The 17,395-nt window shown below is 58.9% G+C and carries 18 protein-coding genes and 1 pseudogene; 2 read left to right on the top strand and 17 right to left on the bottom strand.

The features are described 5' to 3' along the window. Positions 1–19 precede the first annotated feature (19 nt). A complete protein-coding gene (locus tag ACFO3S_RS00095) occupies positions 20–337 on the top strand; it encodes a LytTR family transcriptional regulator DNA-binding domain-containing protein (protein ID WP_378090953.1) in 318 nt (105 codons plus the stop codon). A gap of 90 nt (positions 338–427) precedes the next feature. Here ACFO3S_RS00095 and ACFO3S_RS00100 read toward each other — a convergent pair whose 3' ends face one another. From ACFO3S_RS00100 to ACFO3S_RS00145, 10 genes are all read right to left on the bottom strand, one after another. Then, positions 428–1,237: a pyruvate, water dikinase regulatory protein gene (locus ACFO3S_RS00100; protein WP_378090955.1), complete on the bottom strand. Its 810-nt coding sequence runs from the start codon at positions 1,235–1,237 to the stop codon at positions 428–430. Positions 1,238–1,252: 15 nt separating this feature from the next. Then, positions 1,253–1,927, bottom strand: a complete 675-nt coding sequence (locus tag ACFO3S_RS00105; RefSeq protein ID WP_378090957.1) for a helix-turn-helix transcriptional regulator — start codon at positions 1,925–1,927, stop codon at positions 1,253–1,255. 213 nt (positions 1,928–2,140) lie between these two features. Then, positions 2,141–2,785, bottom strand: coding sequence for a bifunctional 4-hydroxy-2-oxoglutarate aldolase/2-dehydro-3-deoxy-phosphogluconate aldolase (locus tag ACFO3S_RS00110; protein ID WP_378090959.1), 645 nt, complete (start codon positions 2,783–2,785; stop codon positions 2,141–2,143). Positions 2,786–2,870: 85 nt separating this feature from the next. Continuing rightward, positions 2,871–3,929, bottom strand: a complete 1,059-nt coding sequence (gene uxuA, locus ACFO3S_RS00115) for a mannonate dehydratase (protein WP_378090961.1) — start codon at positions 3,927–3,929, stop codon at positions 2,871–2,873. A gap of 130 nt (positions 3,930–4,059) precedes the next feature. Further along, the gene (locus ACFO3S_RS00120) at positions 4,060–4,827 is read right to left on the bottom strand and encodes an SDR family oxidoreductase (RefSeq protein WP_378090963.1); all 768 of its coding nucleotides are present in this window, start codon (positions 4,825–4,827) and stop codon (positions 4,060–4,062) included. After that, positions 4,814–5,677 (bottom strand): helix-turn-helix transcriptional regulator, encoded by an 864-nt coding sequence (locus tag ACFO3S_RS00125; RefSeq protein ID WP_378090965.1) that lies wholly within the window; start codon positions 5,675–5,677, stop codon positions 4,814–4,816. Before ACFO3S_RS00125 ends, ACFO3S_RS00120 begins: the two co-directional genes overlap by 14 nt. After that, entirely contained in the window at positions 5,670–6,542 is an 873-nt protein-coding gene (locus tag ACFO3S_RS00130; RefSeq protein WP_378092205.1) for a sugar phosphate isomerase/epimerase family protein, read from the bottom strand. Before ACFO3S_RS00130 ends, ACFO3S_RS00125 begins: the two co-directional genes overlap by 8 nt. A gap of 39 nt (positions 6,543–6,581) precedes the next feature. Then, a complete protein-coding gene (locus ACFO3S_RS00135) occupies positions 6,582–7,655 on the bottom strand; it encodes a Gfo/Idh/MocA family protein (protein ID WP_378090967.1) in 1,074 nt (357 codons plus the stop codon). A gap of 13 nt (positions 7,656–7,668) precedes the next feature. Continuing rightward, the gene (locus tag ACFO3S_RS00140) at positions 7,669–8,793 is read right to left on the bottom strand and encodes a Gfo/Idh/MocA family protein (protein WP_378090969.1); all 1,125 of its coding nucleotides are present in this window, start codon (positions 8,791–8,793) and stop codon (positions 7,669–7,671) included. 138 nt (positions 8,794–8,931) lie between these two features. Further along, positions 8,932–9,858: an AEC family transporter gene (locus ACFO3S_RS00145; RefSeq protein ID WP_378092207.1), complete on the bottom strand. Its 927-nt coding sequence runs from the start codon at positions 9,856–9,858 to the stop codon at positions 8,932–8,934. A gap of 130 nt (positions 9,859–9,988) precedes the next feature. Between ACFO3S_RS00145 and ACFO3S_RS00150 the strand changes: the two genes are divergently transcribed. Continuing rightward, on the top strand, positions 9,989–10,297 hold the full coding sequence (locus ACFO3S_RS00150; protein WP_378090971.1) for a hypothetical protein: 309 nt from the start codon (positions 9,989–9,991) through the stop codon (positions 10,295–10,297). Between the two features lie 148 nt (positions 10,298–10,445). Here the strand turns inward: ACFO3S_RS00150 and ACFO3S_RS00155 are convergent, their stop codons facing one another. The 7 genes and pseudogenes from ACFO3S_RS00155 to ACFO3S_RS00185 form a co-directional block, all read right to left on the bottom strand. Then, positions 10,446–11,102, bottom strand: a complete 657-nt coding sequence (locus ACFO3S_RS00155) for an SGNH/GDSL hydrolase family protein (protein ID WP_378090973.1) — start codon at positions 11,100–11,102, stop codon at positions 10,446–10,448. Positions 11,103–11,256: 154 nt separating this feature from the next. After that, positions 11,257–12,039: a formate/nitrite transporter family protein gene (locus ACFO3S_RS00160; protein ID WP_378090975.1), complete on the bottom strand. Its 783-nt coding sequence runs from the start codon at positions 12,037–12,039 to the stop codon at positions 11,257–11,259. Positions 12,040–12,149: 110 nt separating this feature from the next. Then, entirely contained in the window at positions 12,150–12,869 is a 720-nt protein-coding gene (locus ACFO3S_RS00165) for a YwaF family protein (protein WP_378090977.1), read from the bottom strand. Positions 12,870–13,059: 190 nt separating this feature from the next. Then, positions 13,060–13,863 carry an alpha/beta hydrolase gene (locus ACFO3S_RS00170; protein WP_378090979.1) on the bottom strand — a complete coding sequence of 268 codons (804 nt, stop codon included), beginning with the start codon at positions 13,861–13,863 and terminating at the stop codon, positions 13,060–13,062. 310 nt (positions 13,864–14,173) lie between these two features. After that, a pseudogene (locus ACFO3S_RS00175) lies at positions 14,174–15,628 on the bottom strand (glycoside hydrolase family 43 protein); the annotation flags it as partial. Continuing rightward, positions 15,625–16,467 carry a carbohydrate ABC transporter permease gene (locus tag ACFO3S_RS00180; protein WP_378090981.1) on the bottom strand — a complete coding sequence of 281 codons (843 nt, stop codon included), beginning with the start codon at positions 16,465–16,467 and terminating at the stop codon, positions 15,625–15,627. The pseudogene ACFO3S_RS00175 and the gene ACFO3S_RS00180, both read right to left, overlap by 4 nt. Before the next feature lie 52 nt (positions 16,468–16,519). Next, complete coding sequence (locus ACFO3S_RS00185) at positions 16,520–17,392, bottom strand: carbohydrate ABC transporter permease (protein ID WP_378090983.1); 873 nt, start codon at positions 17,390–17,392, stop codon at positions 16,520–16,522. Between the last annotated feature and the right edge of the window lie 3 nt (positions 17,393–17,395).

The following is a 17,395-nucleotide window of genomic DNA, read 5'->3' on the forward strand; positions in this document are numbered from 1 at the left end:
CTAAAGGGGGACTGAAACGATGAATGCAGCGCTTCAGGAGAAAAATGTGTACGAGGATTTCGAGCCGCGTCAGGACACGTTATTCTTCAAGATCGGGGCACACGGGCTGATCAGCTTTCACGGACGGAACTACAACATTAAAAAAAGACTGTCCGCCGATGAAAGAAACCGCCTCATCTCGGATACCGCAACATTCTTCCGCGTTTCGTCCGATTGCTACGTGAATATTAGAAACATTTCCGTGATCGGCGAGCACCATCTCTTCTTCGACGACACCTCGAAGCGTCTGCCCTGCTCCGGACGCAAGCAGCAGATGATTCGCCAACTGCTCGGCTGATCGACGCGTCCGTTCTTAGCCGCTGAACGACAAAGCCTGAGCCAATCGCGGGAGTCGGCTTCCGCGGTTCGCTCAGGCTTTGTCGTGATGTCAGGGAACCAGCAGCTCTATAATCAGGCCGGCCGTCTCCTCGATCGCTTTCTCGGAGACGTCGATGACCGGGCAGTTCAGGCGCTCCATAATATCGGCGGCGAACTGGAGCTCCCTCTCGATTCGTTCCATCGACGCGTAGTTGGCCTGGCTGGGCAGTCCGAGCGCCTTTAGCCGTTCCGAGCGAATCTTTAGCAGCCGCTCCGGCTGCATCGTCAAGCCGACGATCAGACGGCTGGAGGAGGCAAAAAGCTCTTGGGGAGGCTTCACCTCGATTGTAAGCGGATAGTTCGCGGTTTTGATCCCCTTATGCGCGAGATAAATGCTCAGCGGCGTCTTGGACGTGCGGGAAACGCCGATCAGCACGACCTGGGCTTGAAGAAGTCCTCGAACATCCTTGCCGTCGTCGTATTTGACGGCGAATTCGATCGCCTCAATCTTCCGATAGTAGTTCTCGTCCATCTCGTGCAGCAGGCCGGGCTTGTACTTGGGCGAGTCGTTAAACGTGTCGATAAACGCCTGCATCATCGGCCCCATCACGTCGACCGCGCGCACGCCGAGCCGAATCGTCTCCTCCCGCATCGTCTCGCGCAGCTCGGGCTGAACGAGCGTGTACGCGATGAACCCTCCGGTCTGCCCCGCTTCCGCAATGATCGCTTTAATCTCGTCCTCCTGCTTGATGTTGCCGTACCGTTTGATCTTCACCTGCTCGGTGGCAAACTGCCGGGCCGTCGCCCTGGCGACCGCGTCGGCGGTTTCCCCGACCGCGTCCGAGCATACGAAAATGATTTTCTGCCGTTCCTCCGACATCCGTCTATTTTCCCCCTACTCCGCGATAAACCCGGAGGATAAGTCCACCAAGGCCAGCGTCATGTTGGTTTTCGTAATTCTACCGACGACCTCCAGCCGGGAACGCTCGCCCGCCGCGCTTACGACCGGCAAGCCCCCGACCTGATGATCCAACATCTTCCTGGCCGCGTCCAGCAACGAATCTTCCGGCGTCACGTACACCAGTCTGGTCACCCGGGTCATTACCATGCTGATCGGAATCGCAGCCGCATTCGGGTTGCCCAACGTGATCTTCAGCAAATCCTTGAGAGACACGGTGCCGACCAGCGTTCCCTGCTCGTCCGTCACGGTCAGAAATCCCGTATTTTCCACGAACAGCGAAATAACGGCATCGTTAACCGTCGCCGTCTCCACAATAACGACCGGACGATTCATGACGTCCTTGACTTTAAGATTCAGCACCCTCTCGCTCTGCCGGCCTTCCGAGGTCATTACCTTGCCCAGGAAGTAGCCGACTTTCGGCTTGGCGTCGATATAGCCAAGCATAACAAGCACGGACAAATCCGAGCGAATCGTCGGGCGGCTGACGCCCAAACTTTCCGCGATCTGCTCCCCGGTAATCGGCGCGTGCTTCTTCACGAGATCGATAATCGCGATTTGTCTAGCCGTAAGTTCGATAATCGGCTCACTCCCTTGCTCTCTGACCCGCATGCCTCCAGGCGGACACGATCAATCGCTATTTATGGTATACCATAAACCGATTTATGACACAATATTTCGTTTTTATCGCGCATAAACGTCTCTATACGCCGTTTACGTGGGCGCGGTCGGAAGAGATCGCCGCCTGCCGCCTGCCGTCTGGCGTCGGGCCCGGCCTGCAAACAGGGATGCGCCCGCCCGCAGGCGAACCGCATCCCTGTATCGTTAGGCCAAGCTGGCTCCGTGGGCCCGATCGACGTAAGCGCGGGCCATGTCCCGCAGCTCGTCGAATTGGCCGGCCTTCACGAGAGCCGGGTCCAGCAGCTTGCCGCCCATTCCGACGGCAATCGCTCCGGCGTCCAGCACTTCGGCAATATTTTGCAGATTCACGCCGCCTGTCGCGATAAACGGAATGTGGTTCAGCGGAGCGCGAATCTCCTTCAAGTAGCCGATGCCGAGCGTGCCCATCGGAAACAGCTTGATCGCGGACGCTCCCGCCTTGTACGCGTTGACGATTTCCGTCGGCGTCATCGCGCCGGGCCAGACGTCGAGCCCCTGCTCGACCGCGTGATAGATCACTTCCTCGTCCACGCTGGGGGAGATCAAGTACTGGGCTCCGGCTGCGATCGCTTCCTTCGCCTGGCCGATGTCGAGCACCGTTCCCGCGCCGATGCGCATCCGGTCTCCGAACCGTTCGCGCAGCCGGGATATGATGTTCAACGCGCCGTCGGTGTTCAAGGTCGCCTCCAGGAACACAACGCCTCCGTCGGCAAGCGCCTGCGCCGCCGATAACGTCTCCTCCAGCGTAAAGCCGCGAGCGATCGCGACGATTTTCTCCCGTGACAATTGCCCTAACAGTTCAGAAGGCATACGGATAACTCCTTTGTCGGTCGTTGTGGTCTAGCTGTCGCCTCCCATTGTACCACCATCGCCGCCATGAAGGAACCGTCCCTTTTTACCGCTTGGCCGCCTCTCTCTCCTTGCCGATCGCTTCCCACATTCCGTTCAGGTACACGGCGCCGAGCGCCCGGTCGTACAAGCCGTAGCCCGGCTTCCCCGTCTCGCCCCAGATCATTCTGCCGTGGTCGGGGCGAATCGGCCCGGCGTAATCGATGTCCCGCAGAGCGCGAATAATTTCCGCCATATCCAGCGAACCCGCAGAGGACAGATGCGCCGATTCCTGGAACGAGCGCTCACCCGTTATTTTGACATTGCGGGCGTGCACGAAGTTCACCCTGCGCTCCTGGCCGAAGCGCCGGACCATCGCCGGGAAATCGTTGGCCGGATTCGCCCCGAGCGAGCCGCTGCACAGGCACAGCCCGTTAACAGGACTGTCGTACAGGCGCAGCAATCTGTCCAGCGCCGCCTCGTCCGTCACGATTCGCGGCAGGCCGAAGATCGGCCACGGCGGGTCGTCCGGATGGATCGCCATTCGCACTCCCGCCTCCTCGGCAGCGGGCATGATCGCTTTAATAAAATAGGACAGGTTATCCCACAGCCTGTGCTCGTCCACCGAAGCGTACTGCTCGAACAGCCGCTGCAAATCCTCTTTGCGATAGCTGCTGTCCCAGCCCGGAAGCTGCAATTCGCCGGTCAGCGGGTTCATTCGCCGCACGACTTCTTCCTCGTAGATGAGCGCGGTCGAGCCGTCCTCCAGCTCGTAATCGAGCTGCGAACGCGTCCAGTCGAACACCGGCATGAAGTTGTAGCAGACGACAGGCACGCCGGCTTGGCCCAGATTGCGCAAGGTGCGCCCGTAGTTGGCGATCAATCGGTCGCGGTCGGGCAGCCCAAGCTTGATATGCTCGTGCACCGGCACGCTTTCGATGACGCTAAGCTGCAGCCCGGCCGCTTCGATCTTCCCCTTCAGCTCCAGTATGCGGTCCAGCGGCCATTCCTCGCCGACCGGAATATCGTAGACGGCGCTTACGATTCCGGCCATGCCCGGAATTTGCCGGATTTGCCACAGCTTTACCGGATCGTCGTCTCCGTACCAGCGGAACGTCATTTGCATCGGCAGATTTCCCCCTTATATCCTCTAATTATCGGTCGAACCCGTGCAAGAAAGTCCATTCCATTCCGGATGAGCTGGCTTTGCCGGCACGAACAGGTTGTTTTGAGCTGCCTCGTTGAACAGACCTCGTCTAGATCGTCATTGCCCCGAAGCCGCCGTCGACGCGCAGCAGCGAGCCGGTCACGAACCCCGAAGCCCGCTCCGACGCCAGATAGACGACTGCTCCCTGCAGCTCGGCCGGCTCGCCGAACCGCTTCATCGGCGTGTGCGCCATGATCGAAGCGATTCGTTCCTCCGACAGGATCGCCCGGTTTTGCACCGCGGGAAAAAAACCCGGCATGATCGCGTTTACCCGCACGCGGGCGGGCGCGAATTCGCGTGCGAGAAATTGCGTCATATTGTTGACGGCGGCTTTGGAAGCCGAGTACGCAAACACCCGCGACAGCGGCGTGGAGGACGATGCCGAGGACAGATTGATGATGCTGCCTCCCCGGCCCCGGTCGACCATATGCCTGCCGAACACCTGGCAGGCGAGCATCACGCTTTTGGCGTTGACGTCGATGATGCGATCCCATTCCTCTTCCGTAATGTCGAAGAACGGCGTCGCGCTGTTCACGCCGGGACAGTTCAGCAGAATGTCCGCCCCACCGGTCCACGCCTCCACGTCCGCGAGCAGCTTCTCCAGATCGCCGCGCGACGTCGCATCAACCTTGTAGCAGCGCGCTTCGCCGCCGGCCTCCGCGATGCGCGCGCGAATCGGCTCCGCGTTGTCCGCCTGGCGCCCCGTCAACGCGACCTTCGCTCCGTACGCCGCCAGCGCTTCGGCCATGACGCCTCCAAGCGTCGAAGATCCGCCGATGACGACCGCCGTTTTGCCGCGCAAATCAAACAAATTCATGCCACGCCCCCGTTCCCGGAAGCCCGGACCGATCGAACTTGAGCTGTCTCTTGTACCGCTCCGGCGTCATCCCGACCTGCTGCTTAAACAGTCTGCTGAAATGCGCAAGATGCTTAAAGCCGAGACGGAAGCATACTTCCGTCACGGCCAAGTCCGGCTGCAGCAGGAACAGAATTTTCGCCTCGTTGATCCTTTTGCGGTACACGTACTCGAAGATCGTCGCTCCAGTCACTTCCTTGAATATTTTCGCCAAATACGATTTGCTGAGGTGAAGCTCCCGCTGCAGACTGTCCATATCCAGCTCGTCGTCCGTATACTTGCGCTCCAGCAGCTCGATAACGTCCTGAACCGCTCTCTCCTTATCGGAAGGAAACTCTCTCTTCTCGTTCAGCGACGACAGACAGCGGTCGTAGACGAAATGCAGCAAGTCGGCGAACGCCAGCAGCAGGCGGCCGGCGCCCACCTGATCCCCCCGGGCTTGATGCCCGTGCATCCGCAGCAAAATCCGCTCCGCCTCTTCCTTGTCTTCTCCGCGCAAGCAGAGCCGATGATTTTTGAACTGCTCGAACGGCAGCAGGATCGGAGCCGCTTGCGGCAGATCCGTGTAGAAACGGAGGATCGCCGGCTCGAAATGAACGATCGAGCGGATATACGGAACCGTCGGATCGATCTTCGGACAATGCAGCGTCATTCCGTACATCAGAATCAAGTCTCCGGGGGCCAGATTATAGATCCGATCCCCGATCAAATAATTGCATCTGCCTTCGTGAAAATAAAAAACCTCGTAAAAGGGGTGAGAATGGAAGATCGGTTCGAGCGCCCGCGTCGAGCGGTAAGCGAACTCAAGCATTCGAGCTCAGCTCCGACAGCAATCCTCCGATATACTCGGAAAAATGGCGGAGCATGGCGGGGGATTCGGCGAACTGTCCGCTGAAGTCCTCGACGCCCAAATAGCCGTCGTAACCGACCGCCATCAGGTCGGCCAGCACTTGACGCCACGGCACGGCCCCTTCTTTCAGGCCAACCCATTCGCATGTCCAGACCGCTTCTCCCGCCTCGTTCGTTCCGACGGTGCGCCAGCCTGCGTTTTTGACGTGAACGTGCGCCAGGTACGGCCCGAGCGCCTCCAAAGCCATCCGGTAATTCTCGACGCCTTCGTGAATCATATTGCCCGGGTCGAACAGCACGCCGACCCACTGCGGGTCCAGCCCTTCGACCAGCCGTCTCGCTCCCGACGCCGAGGCGGCGATCGTGCCGTGATGGATTTCCACGACGCCCTTAACGCCGTATTCGCGGCAGAGCGGCTGCGCCTCCCGCAAGTATGCCCGACCTTCTTCCAGCAGCTCTCCAAGCGGCCGGCTCCGGTCGTAGCCGGGAACGCCGAGCCGGATCATCGCCGAGCCGGCGTGGCGGGCGGCCTCCAGCACCTTCGCCGCCGCCGCCAAATCTCCGGCGCGCAGGTACGGCGTAACGCTCACGACCTCCAGACCGTTAGCGAGCGCCGCCCGCTTAAAGCGTTCGACCTCCTCCAACCCTTTGGAAGGCGCGATCGTGCAGCGGTTGTTGCCCCAATAAGACGGCGCCTGCCGGCGCACCTCCTCCGACGCTTCCGCATACCGCCATTCCACGCCGTGCAGTCCCGCTTCCTTGGCGGCCGCTGCCAGCTCTTCCGGTCCCAGCTCCGGCGTCGCGACCGTGAACACAGACAGCTTCATCATTCGTTCGTCCCCCTTCAGTAGGCGCGAGGCCCCGGCTTATTCGACTTTGACGGCTTTCTCCTGGGCTTGCAGGCACAGCTCCGCCGCTTTGAAGGCGTGCGCCTGCGACATCGCCTTTTCCGTACGGTTCAGACAGTCCAAAATCAGTTCGCCGAAGAACGGATAACCGACCTTGCCCGCCAGCTCCAAATGCCGCTCTCCTTCGCCGTTCACCAGGTATAGATGATCTCCTTGGCCGTCGCGGGCGATATCAACGTATTTGCGCAGCTCGATGTAGCCGTTGGTGCCGAGGATGACCGTGCGTCCGTCTCCCCAGGTCGACAAGCCGTCCGGCGTCAGCCAGTCCACGCGAAAATAGTGGGTCGCTCCGTTATCCCCCGCCAGCGTCGCGTCGCCGTAATCCTCCAGCTCGGGATAGGCTTTGGAGTTGTAGTTCGCCACCTTGCTGTGCAGCACTTCGGCGTTCGCGCATCCGGCATAATAAAGAAATTGCTCGATCTGATGGCTGCCGATATCGCACAGAATGCCGCCGTACTTCGCCTTCTCGAAAAACCACGCAGGCCGCTGGGCCGCGTTCAGCCGATGCGGTCCGAGTCCGAGCACCTGAACGACGCGTCCGATCGCCCCGTCCCGCACCAGCTGTCCCGCAAACACGGCGCTCTCCACGTGCAACCGCTCGCTGTAATACACCGCATACTTCCTGCCCGTCTGCGCAGCCGCCTGTCTGGCGAGCGCCAGCTGATCCAACGACGTGAACGGGGTTTTGTCGGTGAAATAATCCTTGCCGTGCGTCATGACCTTCACGCCAAGCGGGCCTCTGTCGCAAGGAACGGCGGCCGCAGCGACGAGCGCCACCTCCGGGTCCTGCAAAATCTGCTGCTCGGAGTCGGCGGCCTTGGCTTGCGGGTACGTCTTCACGAACTGGCGGACCTTGGCCGGATCGGGATCGTACACCCACTTCAGCGTCGCGCCCGCCTCGATCAGACCGTTGCACATGCCGTATATATGTCCGTGGTCCAGCGCCATCGCCGCGAAGACGAACTCGCCTTCGGCCACGACCGGCCGCGGCTTGCCTTGCGGCGCGTAATTCATTCCATTGGAACGGGTCATCATTGAATCCTCCTTAGCGGGCGGAGACCGCCGAGCGCGCAATTTGTTCCTGCAGCTTCTCGTAGAACAGATCCTCGTCGATCGGCAGTTCGACCCAATCGTCAATCCAGGTAGACAGCAGCATCGCATTCGAGATCATCAGCCCTTGAATGCCTTCCTCTCCCGGCGCAAGCAGCGGCGTGCCGCGCAATATCGCATTCGTCCAGTTCTGCGTAATCTCCTTGTGCTGAGCCTCGCCGGGAACGATCGGAATATCGAACTGCCAGCATTCCGGCTGTGCGAACGACTCCGTATTGGCGCGGTTGAATTCGGATTCGAGCTGTCTGAGCCGCCAGAACGTCATGCGGTCGTTCTCGATGACGATTTTGCCCCGGTCGCCCGAAACCTCGAACCGGTTCGTGCCCGGCCATTCGTGCGTCGAAGTGACGAAGACGCCCGTGGCGCCGTTATCGTATTCCACGTAAGCCGTCACGTCGTTCTCCACCTCGATGTCGCGATGCTTGCCGAAGCCGCAGAAGGCGCGCACCCGCTTCGGCATCAGCCCGGTCGTCCACTGCCACAGGTCGAGCTGGTGCGGATCCTGGTTGATCAGCACGCCGCCGCCTTCGCCGGCCCAGGTCGCTCTCCACCCGCCGGAGTTATAATAAGCTTGCGGGCGGTACCAGTTCGTTATGATCCAGTTCGTCCTGCGAACCTCTCCCAGCTCGCCTGACGAGATCAAATCTTTCAGCTTGGCGTAAAGAGGGTTTGTGCGCTGGTTGTACATGATGCCGAACACCCGGTCGCTCTGCGCCGCGATCTCGTTCATCTCGCGAACCTGCTTCGTGTAGACGCCGGCCGGCTTTTCGACGAGCACGTGCAGGCCCGCTTGGAGCGCCTCGATCGCCAGCCGCGGGTGATCGTAATGGGGCGTGCACAGCAGGACGCCGTCGATTTCTCCCGAGCGGAACAGCTCTGAAGCGCTTGCATAGGTGCGAAGCTGCGCTCCCCAATCCTCCTTCGCCTGGGCCAGACTGTCGGGCCGAATGTCGCTGACCGCCGTTAATGCCGCCCCTTCAACTTGACCTTCAATCAAATACTGCGCATGTCCTTTGCCCATGTTGCCTAGACCGACAATGCCGATTCTCACCGTGTCCAACAGGGATCCGCCCCATTTCCATTAGAATAGGTTCACGGTTTATTGTAACATGTCGATCGTGGATGAACTTCACTCCAGAACTTGAAAATCAGCCGGCATTTAACTGTGAGTCCACCGGATAAAATCGATCCCCTTCCGCTAGATTTGCAGCAGGTAGATGACCGCCGTGACAGTCACGATGCTGAGCGCCGTCGACACGAGCACGCTTTGCGAAGCGAAGTCCCTCTCATTATCGAACTCCACGGCCAGCAGCACGCTCGACAACGAGGTCGGAACGGCGGAGGAGACGATCAGGGCGGCTCCCATCAGCTCGTCGATGCCCATCATCCATACGACGCCCCAGGCGAGCAGCGGTCCGGCGATCAGACGAAGCGTCGTCGCGATGCTCACATCCAGCGCCAGCCTGCGCGTCAGGAACCCTTTCATGTCGCCGAGCTGAACGCCAAGCGTAAACAGCGCCGTCCCGATAAAGGCGTCGGACAAGTAGCCGACGGAGATGTCGACGAAGCCCGGAAGCGGCACCTGGAAGCTTCTCATCAGCAGCGCGACCGGGATGACGTAGATGACCGGCATCGACAGAATGACTTTGCGGATCGCCCGCCAATCCGCCTTGTGCGCGTTCACGCTGTAGATGCCGTACGTATTCGGGATAAGCGACTGCATCATCATGACGATGATCTGGACCGACAGCGTATACGTATTGCCTGCGAAAGCCAGCTGATTGATCGGAATGCCGTAATTGGCGCTGTTATAGAACAGCACGCTGTTCCTCATCGCCGCGCGCATGCCGCCCTTGTAGCCTCGCAGCCGCACGACGATCTCCAGGACGGCGTACTGCAGCAGCATGAACAGAATGAAGAAGAGCAGCACCTGACCGAACAGCCTGCCCGAGATGGCCGTCCCATACAGCAGCTCGAACATGATCGCGGGGGAAAACAAGTAAAAATTCAATTTGGACAGCGTCTTGATGTCGAGCGTAAAAATGCGGTGCAGCAAAATTCCCAGTCCGATGACAAGCGACAAGGGAAGTACGTTGTGATATAAAATGTGCAAGAAAATATCCATGTTGCCCATCAGCCTCTCCGTATCGCAAACCGCCAAATTCGTGTTGGCATGTTATACTGGTATGATGAAAAAGGAATGCAGCGGACTTCCGCCGGTTCGAGCTGCAGAACGCCGAGAGGAGATGAGCGAAGTGGCTTTCGGGATAGACAGAGCGGAATTGGACGCATGGAAGGCTGCCGTCTCTCGCGGGGAAACGGCCTTCCTGACGCATTACTGGTACGATCCGAGATTTCCGCAATTCCGCACGGTCACCAAAGTCGGCAACGCCGACTACGAACGGCTGGCCGAATGGTGCAGGGCCAACGGCCTGAACCCGAAATACATTCACGCCCGCTCTCCTTTTCCGCATTTCGATCTGCTCGGGGCGAAGCAGAGGGAAATTCTGATCAAGGAAAACCTCCTCCATCACCTGTCCCGCTTCAAGCTGGACCAAGCCTGACCGGCTTACGCCGTCCTTGGGAGCGGCGGGACAGCGTTTATGTCGGAGGGGATTCAGTCGGGATAGCGTATTGGATCCTTTCTGAATCACGAACAATAACCGCCGAACGGCGCTTCCTGCGCGCGTTCGGCGGCTATCCCTCGGCTGTCTACCCTTTATTCCAATCGAATCCGACTTTGTTCAGGAAAGCTCTGGCCAGCACGGCATGTCCCGCCTGCGTCGGGTGCACCCGATCCCAGGCCAGCGTCGCCGGGTACAGCTCCTTCAGCACCGCGTCGAAGGCAGCCTGCGTATCGACGAACAAAGCGCCGGTCTCTTCCGCCACCTGCTTCACCATCTCGCCGTATTGGTCCATCGTCCGCCGCATGGCGTCCTGCCGGTTTCTTTCCAGATAGAACGGCGTCATCAGCACGAGCTGACGAACATGCGGCTTCGTCCGCTCCGCCAGAGAACGAAGCGTCGATTCGTAGCGATCCGGGTAGACATGCCATTCCTTAATGAACGGCGTGTCGTATTGCCGCCAGACGTCGTTCGTGCCGATCATGATCGACAGCCAGTCCGGCTTGCGGTCCAGCACGTCCTCCTGCCATCTGCGCTCCAGATCGACGACGGTATTCCCGCTGACCCCCATGTTGACGACGCGAACGCCCAGCTCCGGATACACCGCCTGCAGCAGCGAGTCGACCAAGGACACGTAGCCTCTGCCGAGCGCTCCGAACAGCCCTTCGCCCGCCGGTCTGCTCCGCTCGCAATCCGTGATCGAATCTCCGATGAACAGCAGCTTGTCGCCCTTTAGCAGCTTCATGGTAATCGTCTCTCCTCTATCGCGTTCCATTGTACAATCCATCTGCCAAACATCCCCATTGTACAACGGAACCGATAGGAAGAACAGCTTAAATCTGCGTGATCGGCGCGTTCGGCCTTTCGTCCGGCAACCGAACGACGCTCCTGCTTAGTCTCTATTCATCCATAAAGGGTTTGTTAACGTAGTGGTACATATACCCGAGCAGCAGCCCGCCGCCGATCAGATTGCCCAGCGTAACCGGGATCAGGTTATGAGCGATGCCCGCCCATGTCACCGCCCCCGGATCGCTGTTCAGGACAAGCGCGATCGCGAACGTGCACATATTGGCGATGCTATGCTCGTAGCCGGAGATAAAGAAGCAATATACGAACAGCAGCATCGCGAACATCTTCGCTCCGTCGGACTTCATGAACATCGGCAGGAAAAAAGCGAGGCAGACGAGCCAATTGCACAAAATTCCCCGAAAAAACAGCTCCATCGCAGGCGCATGCATCTTCTTCTCCGCGACGCTGAGCAGAAAGCCGTTGACTGAAGTTTCCGCGAACAGACCGGTCGTGTAGATGAGCAGGGCGAACACCGCGGCTCCCAAAATGTTGCCCGCATAGCTGACGCCCCACAGCTTCGACGTTCTCGACCAGGTCAGCTTGCGCCGCAGTGCGGCATAGCTGTAATAGAACGTGTTGCCGGTGAACAGGTCTCCCCCGCCGTAGGAAATGAGAATAATGGCCGAGCCGAACGCGATGGCCGCCATCGGATAAGTCATCGGGGATTCCGCGTTGTAGAAGTAGCTCCCCGTCTTGAAGGCGACGATAACGCCGAAGCCGATGAACATGCTGGCCAGCATGGATCGGGCGACGTAACGCATCGGGCTTTGCTCATAGATGCGGTTTTTCTTCAAAGCCAGTTGTTCGACCTTCAGCAGCGCCTCCGTCTCCATGCGCGTCTCCCCCGATCGGTTCTCGATGTTGAGAGCTTACCACATTCCCCTCGCTGCGACTGTAAAAGGGATCACAATTGACGGAGCGAAGCGGGACGAACCGCCGGCTCTCAAGATCGGGAGGCTTCGCCGGCGCGGAGACGGAGCAGCCGGTCAACCAGCCTGACGATGCCCAGCATCAGAAAGCATAAGATTAGCGCAACCGCTTCCAGCTGCAGCAGATACCACGGCCACGGGCCGAGCCAGTCGAGCAGGGACGCCGTATTCGGCTTGCGGGCCAGAAACATGAAGTTGCTTCCTGTCCACGCGTTCGTGACTGCGGCCGGAATGGCGATGACATGGAGCCAGCCAAGCGCCCGGAACACCGATGCCGTCGTCGGGCGATAGCCTTCGATCGCGGTCAGGAACACGCTGGCGCCGATGATGGCTCCGTGGGCGATAAAAAAATGAAAAAAGCGAAACTCCGGATAACCCGCATCCAGGTTCGGCGTCAGCAGCGCCTGCATCGCGCCTATAATGCCAAGAAAAAACGTCACCTCGTACAGTTTGCGGCTTCGCGTCAGCAGCACGACGGCCGACAGCCACATCATCGCGCTGCACAGCTGGAACGGCAGGGAATGGACGCCCCAATTGTCCGTCCACCCGTACCACAGCTGAAGCCCCAGCTCGCATCCGATCAAGACGGCGACCAGCGCGTATCTGGCCCGAAGATTCGCGCGCGGCGCCCGCAGCCGCTTGCGGAACAGCAGGATGCTCGCTACGATCGCCGCCGCCATGGCCAACCCCAGCGCATGCGCCGCCGTGAATGGCGCGAACGCCGTTTCTTCCATATTCGCCGCCCTCTTTTCTAGCGTTTATTTCGAGCCACACGCGAAAGCGCTTCCCCAAGCCGCAGCGGAATAGGCGCCGCGAACAGAAGCGCCCCCTCTGCGCGAAGCCAGAGAGCGGACCCGCCGCTCCGCTGCGAGACAATGCCTCGTTCCTCCCCTTCGGTCGCCCGGACGGCCGCAGCAGGCTCTGTCACCACCCGCGCCCGATCAGCCAGGAGCCGCACAGCTCCGTCCATGTCGCCGTCCGGGGCTCATCCCCGGCGAGTCCGAGCCCGTGTCTGCCGGTTTCGTAGACGTGCAGCTCGCAGGAGACTTTGTTCCGGATTAACGCTCCGGCGAAAAGCAGCGCGTTCTCGACCGGAACGGCGCCGTCGTCCGCTGTATGCCAGATGAATGCCGGCGGCGTATCCTCGGTAACCTGCAGCTCGCAGCTGAGCGCTTCCACGAGCGCCGGATCGGGATCGCCGCCCAGCAAGTTCGTCAGAGAACCTTCATGCGTGAACGGTCGCTTCAACGTGACGACCGGATAGCAGGGCACGATCGCGTCCGGACGGCAGGACTCCCGATCGATCGGATCGGCCGCATCCGGATTCCCGCCGTCGTAATGGGTTCCGACCGATACGGTCAGATGTCCCCCGGCAGAGAAGCCTAGCACGGCGATTTTCCCCGGATCGATCCCCCATTGTCCGGCATGGTGCCGAACGTAGCGAACCGCTCTCTGCGCATCGGTCAGCGGGCTCGGATGCCGATACGGCGCGACCCGATAGCGCAGCACGAAGGCGGGAATGCCGATGGCGTTCAGCCACAGCGCAATCGGTTCTCCTTCGTGATCCGCGCGCATGCCGTATCCGCCGCCGGGAAGCACGATGACCGCCCCTCTTCCTCTCTCTTGAACCGGATAAGCTTGAATCGCCGGAGTATCCTCGTCCCCGCGGCCTTGCGCGCCCGGAGCATCGCCCGTCCATAATCTGATCCATTCCCTGTCCATACCCATTCTCGTTTCCCCCAGAAAGTCTTTTCTCCTATTCTACTGGTTGGCGGACGATCCAACAACGCTTTTCAAAAACGCAAGCGATGCCATTCCGGGAGGCGGAGAAGTGCTCATCGATCTGCAGGTGTCGGGTGCCGCGCCGAAGAGCCGTCGCTAAGGGAGCAGCCAGCCCTGCAGCCGCCCCCTTCGCTAACGGCTTTTTGGTCATATTCGCTTGCGTCGGTTCTATCACCGGCGGCATACGGCTTTGTAGGCGCGCAGTTTAGGCTCCTTCGGACGGGTCTTCCCGCCGGCCCCGCTAGCCGGTTCTTCTTGCGCCCCATAAAGCGACGCCTTGCTTCGAAAGCACGGTGAAGGATTCGGTCCACGCCTCCGATGCAGGGTCCCAGGACTGCAGCCATACCCCGTCGTAATCGGTGCCGTCTATCGTAAGCCGAAGGCTGTTGCCCTCCCCTAACGACCACTTGCCGCCGGCCGCCCCCGTCACGCTGCCGTCCGCTTGAAAACGGATCGGAGCAGACTCCTTGACTTCGGCCGAGATGTCCTTGCCGTGATCGACCCATTCGTATTCGCCGGCGACCCGGTTCTTCCCGTCCTTCTCGTCCGGCACGCCGGCATAACGGAACGGCGACACGACCGGCCAGCCTTGTTCGTTCATGAAAAACTGGTGCACCCGGATTTCATGCCGTTCTCCCCTGCGGGGAAAGCGCGTGTGGAAAAACAAAAAATAATGTCCGGTTTCCTGATCATAGTAAGCCGAATTATGGCCCGGCGACACGTACCCCGTCTCGCCTCTCACTCCGCTCGGATCCTTCCAGAGATGGTTCCCCATCAGTTTCACGCCGTAAGGCTCGATCGACCGGTCGTCGAACAGCGGCTTCGACGGATCGGCTTTCACGTCAATCATGTCGTTGCCTTCGGCGTCAACGAAAGGTCCGTCGGGCGACTTCGAACGGGCGACCCGAATTTGATAGCCTCCCCTTGCATCAAGCCCCCCGTAAGACAGGAACAAATAATAGTAATCCGTATCCGGACTATACAGCATGTACGGCCCTTCGATCCGGCTATGGTTGCCGCCGAGAAGTTTCTTCCCATAGCCTTGGCCCGGCACCGGTTTGCCCGTCATAGAATCCATCTCCATAATGAAAATGCCGCCGGAGTATGAGCCGTATACCATCCACAGTTTGCCGTCTTTATCGAAGAAGACGTCCGGGTCGACAACGTTCGGATGAATCCTCGCATCATAGATTTCCCCGTCTTCGCTTGGCTTGCTCCACATGCCGGATTTCAGGATAATCCCCAAGTCCTTATAAGGTCCTTCGATGTTTTGCGCCGCCGCGACTCCCATCGCCGACAAGGGCGAATCGCCGCGGCAGGCGTTGTAGTACATATAATATCTGCCATCCTTCAGCTGAATGACGTCCGTTGCCCATAATGTATCGGCCTCCGCCCATTCCAGCGTCTCGCGCAGCTCCTCCGTCACGTTCGGAATAAGCGGATTACCGTTCGCGACTTTGGAGGCGACAAGCTTCCAGTTCAGCAGGTCGTCCGACTTGGCCGCGGCGAGGTGCGAGCCGAACACGTAGAATGTCCCGTCCTTTTCCCGCCAAACAGACGGGTCATGCACGGAGGCTTCCGTGAACGCCGGAATCCCCCCATTCGCCGAACCGCCAACGTCATCGTTCGCTCCGCTGCATCCTGCAACCAGCAACAAGGCGGCGGCCGATGCGGCAATCGCCGCGCGAATCGTTCGGTCTTTTTCCCTCATCCTTTGATTCCCGAGTTCAAATTAATCGATTGAATAAAGTATTTCTGAGCGAACGAGAACAGAAGCAGCGTCGGGATAATGGCGAGAATCGCCGATCCCATCAGTTGCCCGATCATGCGGTAGTTGCCATAGATATCCTGAAGAAGCAGCAAGCCGGCGGTTACCGGCATTTTCTCGACATCGGTGTACACGATAACCGGCCACAGAAAATCGTTCCACGAGCCGATAAAGGAAAACAAACCGCATACGATCAGAATCGGCTTCATGAGCGGCAGAATAACCGAGGCATAAATCCGGAAATCGCCTGCGCCGTCTACGCGCGCCGATTCGTCGAACTCGTGCGGCACCCCGAGCATGAACTGCCGAACCAGGAAGACGTTGCCCATGCCCGCAAGCCCCGGAATAATCATCGCCCAAGCCGTATTCACCCATCCCAGCGTATCGATGATTTTATAGGACGGAATTAAATTGACGACGCCCGGGAAAAAAGAAATTCCAAGCAGCGTAAAAAACAAGGCGTTCCTGCCTTTAAATCTCATGCGCGAATACCCGTAGCCGGTAAGAGAAATGACCAATACGACAAGAAACGTATGCGAAATCGCGATGACGAGCGAATTGATCAACCAGCGCAAGATCGGCGCCGTCGACGTATTGGTCAGGATCGTCGTATAGTTATCGATCACCCATGTCTCAGGAAAAAGTCTGAAGCCGGAAGAAACGACTTCGCTCTGGGATCGGAAGGATGTCGATATCCCGAATACGACGGGAATGACCCATAACAAGCACATGACAATCAAAAACGCGTAGGCGAAATATTTGGAGAGACTGAACTTTTTCATCACGGTTCCCGCACCTGCCCTTCCGTAGGCGTCACATGCAATCTCATCGCTTCTACCTCGTGCTCCTGCTCATGACATAGTACTGCAAAGCGGATACGATCAAAATGACAACGCCCAGCAATACGGCCATAGCCGAAGCCATTCCGGCAATCGATTCCCCGTGGCCGAACGCCAGGGAGCGAATATACATCATCAGGACGTGCGTGCTTTGGCGCGGACCTCCGTCCGTCATCATCAGCGGCTGTCCGAACACGTTGAAAGCGCCCGCCGTCGTCATCACAAAGGTATAAATCAGCGGGAAATGGATCGAGGGCAAGGTGATGCTGAAAAACTTTCGGTACGGGCCGGCGCCATCCATGTCGGCGGCCTCGTACAAATCTTGGGCGACTCCGGCGAGCGAAGCGCGGTAAATGATCATGTTGCCGCCCAGGCCGCCCCAAATCGTAATGACAATAATTATGATCCACGCGTATGGCTGTGTCGCTGCCCAGGCCGCATTCGAATTCAACACGTTTCCGGTAATCCCAAGCTGTTTGTTGAAGATAAGAAGCCAGATCAGCGCCGCCGCCGAAATCGAGATCAAGCCGGGAACGTACAGAATAGATTGCATTACCCCTTTTGCCTTCACAAGCTTATGCTGGAGCGATACGGCGGCAAGCAGCGGGATAAGGATTAAGAGCGGAACCGTAAACAGCACAAAGAGCAGCGTATTTTTCAGACCGTTCCAAAACTGCGTATGAAAAGTCGATTGGGTATCGAACAAAAGCGCCTTGTAATTAGCAAGACCGACCCAGTGAGGGTCATTCATGAGATTCCATTGCGTGAAGGAGGCGTAGATGCCATAGATCGTCGGCAACAGAATGAACACGATGAACAAAATCAAATGGGGACCTACGAATAAATAAGGCATTATTCCTTTTTTCATACT

Source organism: Cohnella hongkongensis, from assembly GCF_042654645.1.
GTDB lineage: Bacteria > Bacillota > Bacilli > Paenibacillales > Paenibacillaceae > Cohnella > Cohnella hongkongensis.

Excerpts from the sequence above, each read along its gene's own strand:
- ACFO3S_RS00095 (WP_378090953.1), top strand. The coding sequence starts at position 20 with ATGAATGCAGCGCTTCAGGAGAAAAATGTGTACGAGGATTTCGAGCCG.
- ACFO3S_RS00100 (WP_378090955.1), bottom strand. The coding sequence starts at position 1,237 with ATGTCGGAGGAACGGCAGAAAATCATTTTCGTATGCTCGGACGCGGTC.
- ACFO3S_RS00105 (WP_378090957.1), bottom strand. The coding sequence starts at position 1,927 with ATGCGGGTCAGAGAGCAAGGGAGTGAGCCGATTATCGAACTTACGGCT.
- ACFO3S_RS00110 (WP_378090959.1), bottom strand. The coding sequence starts at position 2,785 with ATGCCTTCTGAACTGTTAGGGCAATTGTCACGGGAGAAAATCGTCGCG.
- uxuA (WP_378090961.1), bottom strand. The coding sequence starts at position 3,929 with ATGCAAATGACGTTCCGCTGGTACGGAGACGACGATCCGGTAAAGCTG.
- ACFO3S_RS00120 (WP_378090963.1), bottom strand. The coding sequence starts at position 4,827 with ATGAATTTGTTTGATTTGCGCGGCAAAACGGCGGTCGTCATCGGCGGA.
- ACFO3S_RS00125 (WP_378090965.1), bottom strand. The coding sequence starts at position 5,677 with ATGCTTGAGTTCGCTTACCGCTCGACGCGGGCGCTCGAACCGATCTTC.
- ACFO3S_RS00130 (WP_378092205.1), bottom strand. The coding sequence starts at position 6,542 with ATGAAGCTGTCTGTGTTCACGGTCGCGACGCCGGAGCTGGGACCGGAA.
- ACFO3S_RS00135 (WP_378090967.1), bottom strand. The coding sequence starts at position 7,655 with ATGACCCGTTCCAATGGAATGAATTACGCGCCGCAAGGCAAGCCGCGG.
- ACFO3S_RS00145 (WP_378092207.1), bottom strand. The coding sequence starts at position 9,858 with ATGGATATTTTCTTGCACATTTTATATCACAACGTACTTCCCTTGTCG.
- ACFO3S_RS00155 (WP_378090973.1), bottom strand. The coding sequence starts at position 11,102 with ATGAAGCTGCTAAAGGGCGACAAGCTGCTGTTCATCGGAGATTCGATC.
- ACFO3S_RS00160 (WP_378090975.1), bottom strand. The coding sequence starts at position 12,039 with ATGGAGACGGAGGCGCTGCTGAAGGTCGAACAACTGGCTTTGAAGAAA.
- ACFO3S_RS00165 (WP_378090977.1), bottom strand. The coding sequence starts at position 12,869 with ATGGAAGAAACGGCGTTCGCGCCATTCACGGCGGCGCATGCGCTGGGG.
- ACFO3S_RS00170 (WP_378090979.1), bottom strand. The coding sequence starts at position 13,863 with ATGGGTATGGACAGGGAATGGATCAGATTATGGACGGGCGATGCTCCG.
- ACFO3S_RS00180 (WP_378090981.1), bottom strand. The coding sequence starts at position 16,467 with ATGAAAAAGTTCAGTCTCTCCAAATATTTCGCCTACGCGTTTTTGATT.
- ACFO3S_RS00185 (WP_378090983.1), bottom strand. The coding sequence starts at position 17,392 with ATGAAAAAAGGAATAATGCCTTATTTATTCGTAGGTCCCCATTTGATT.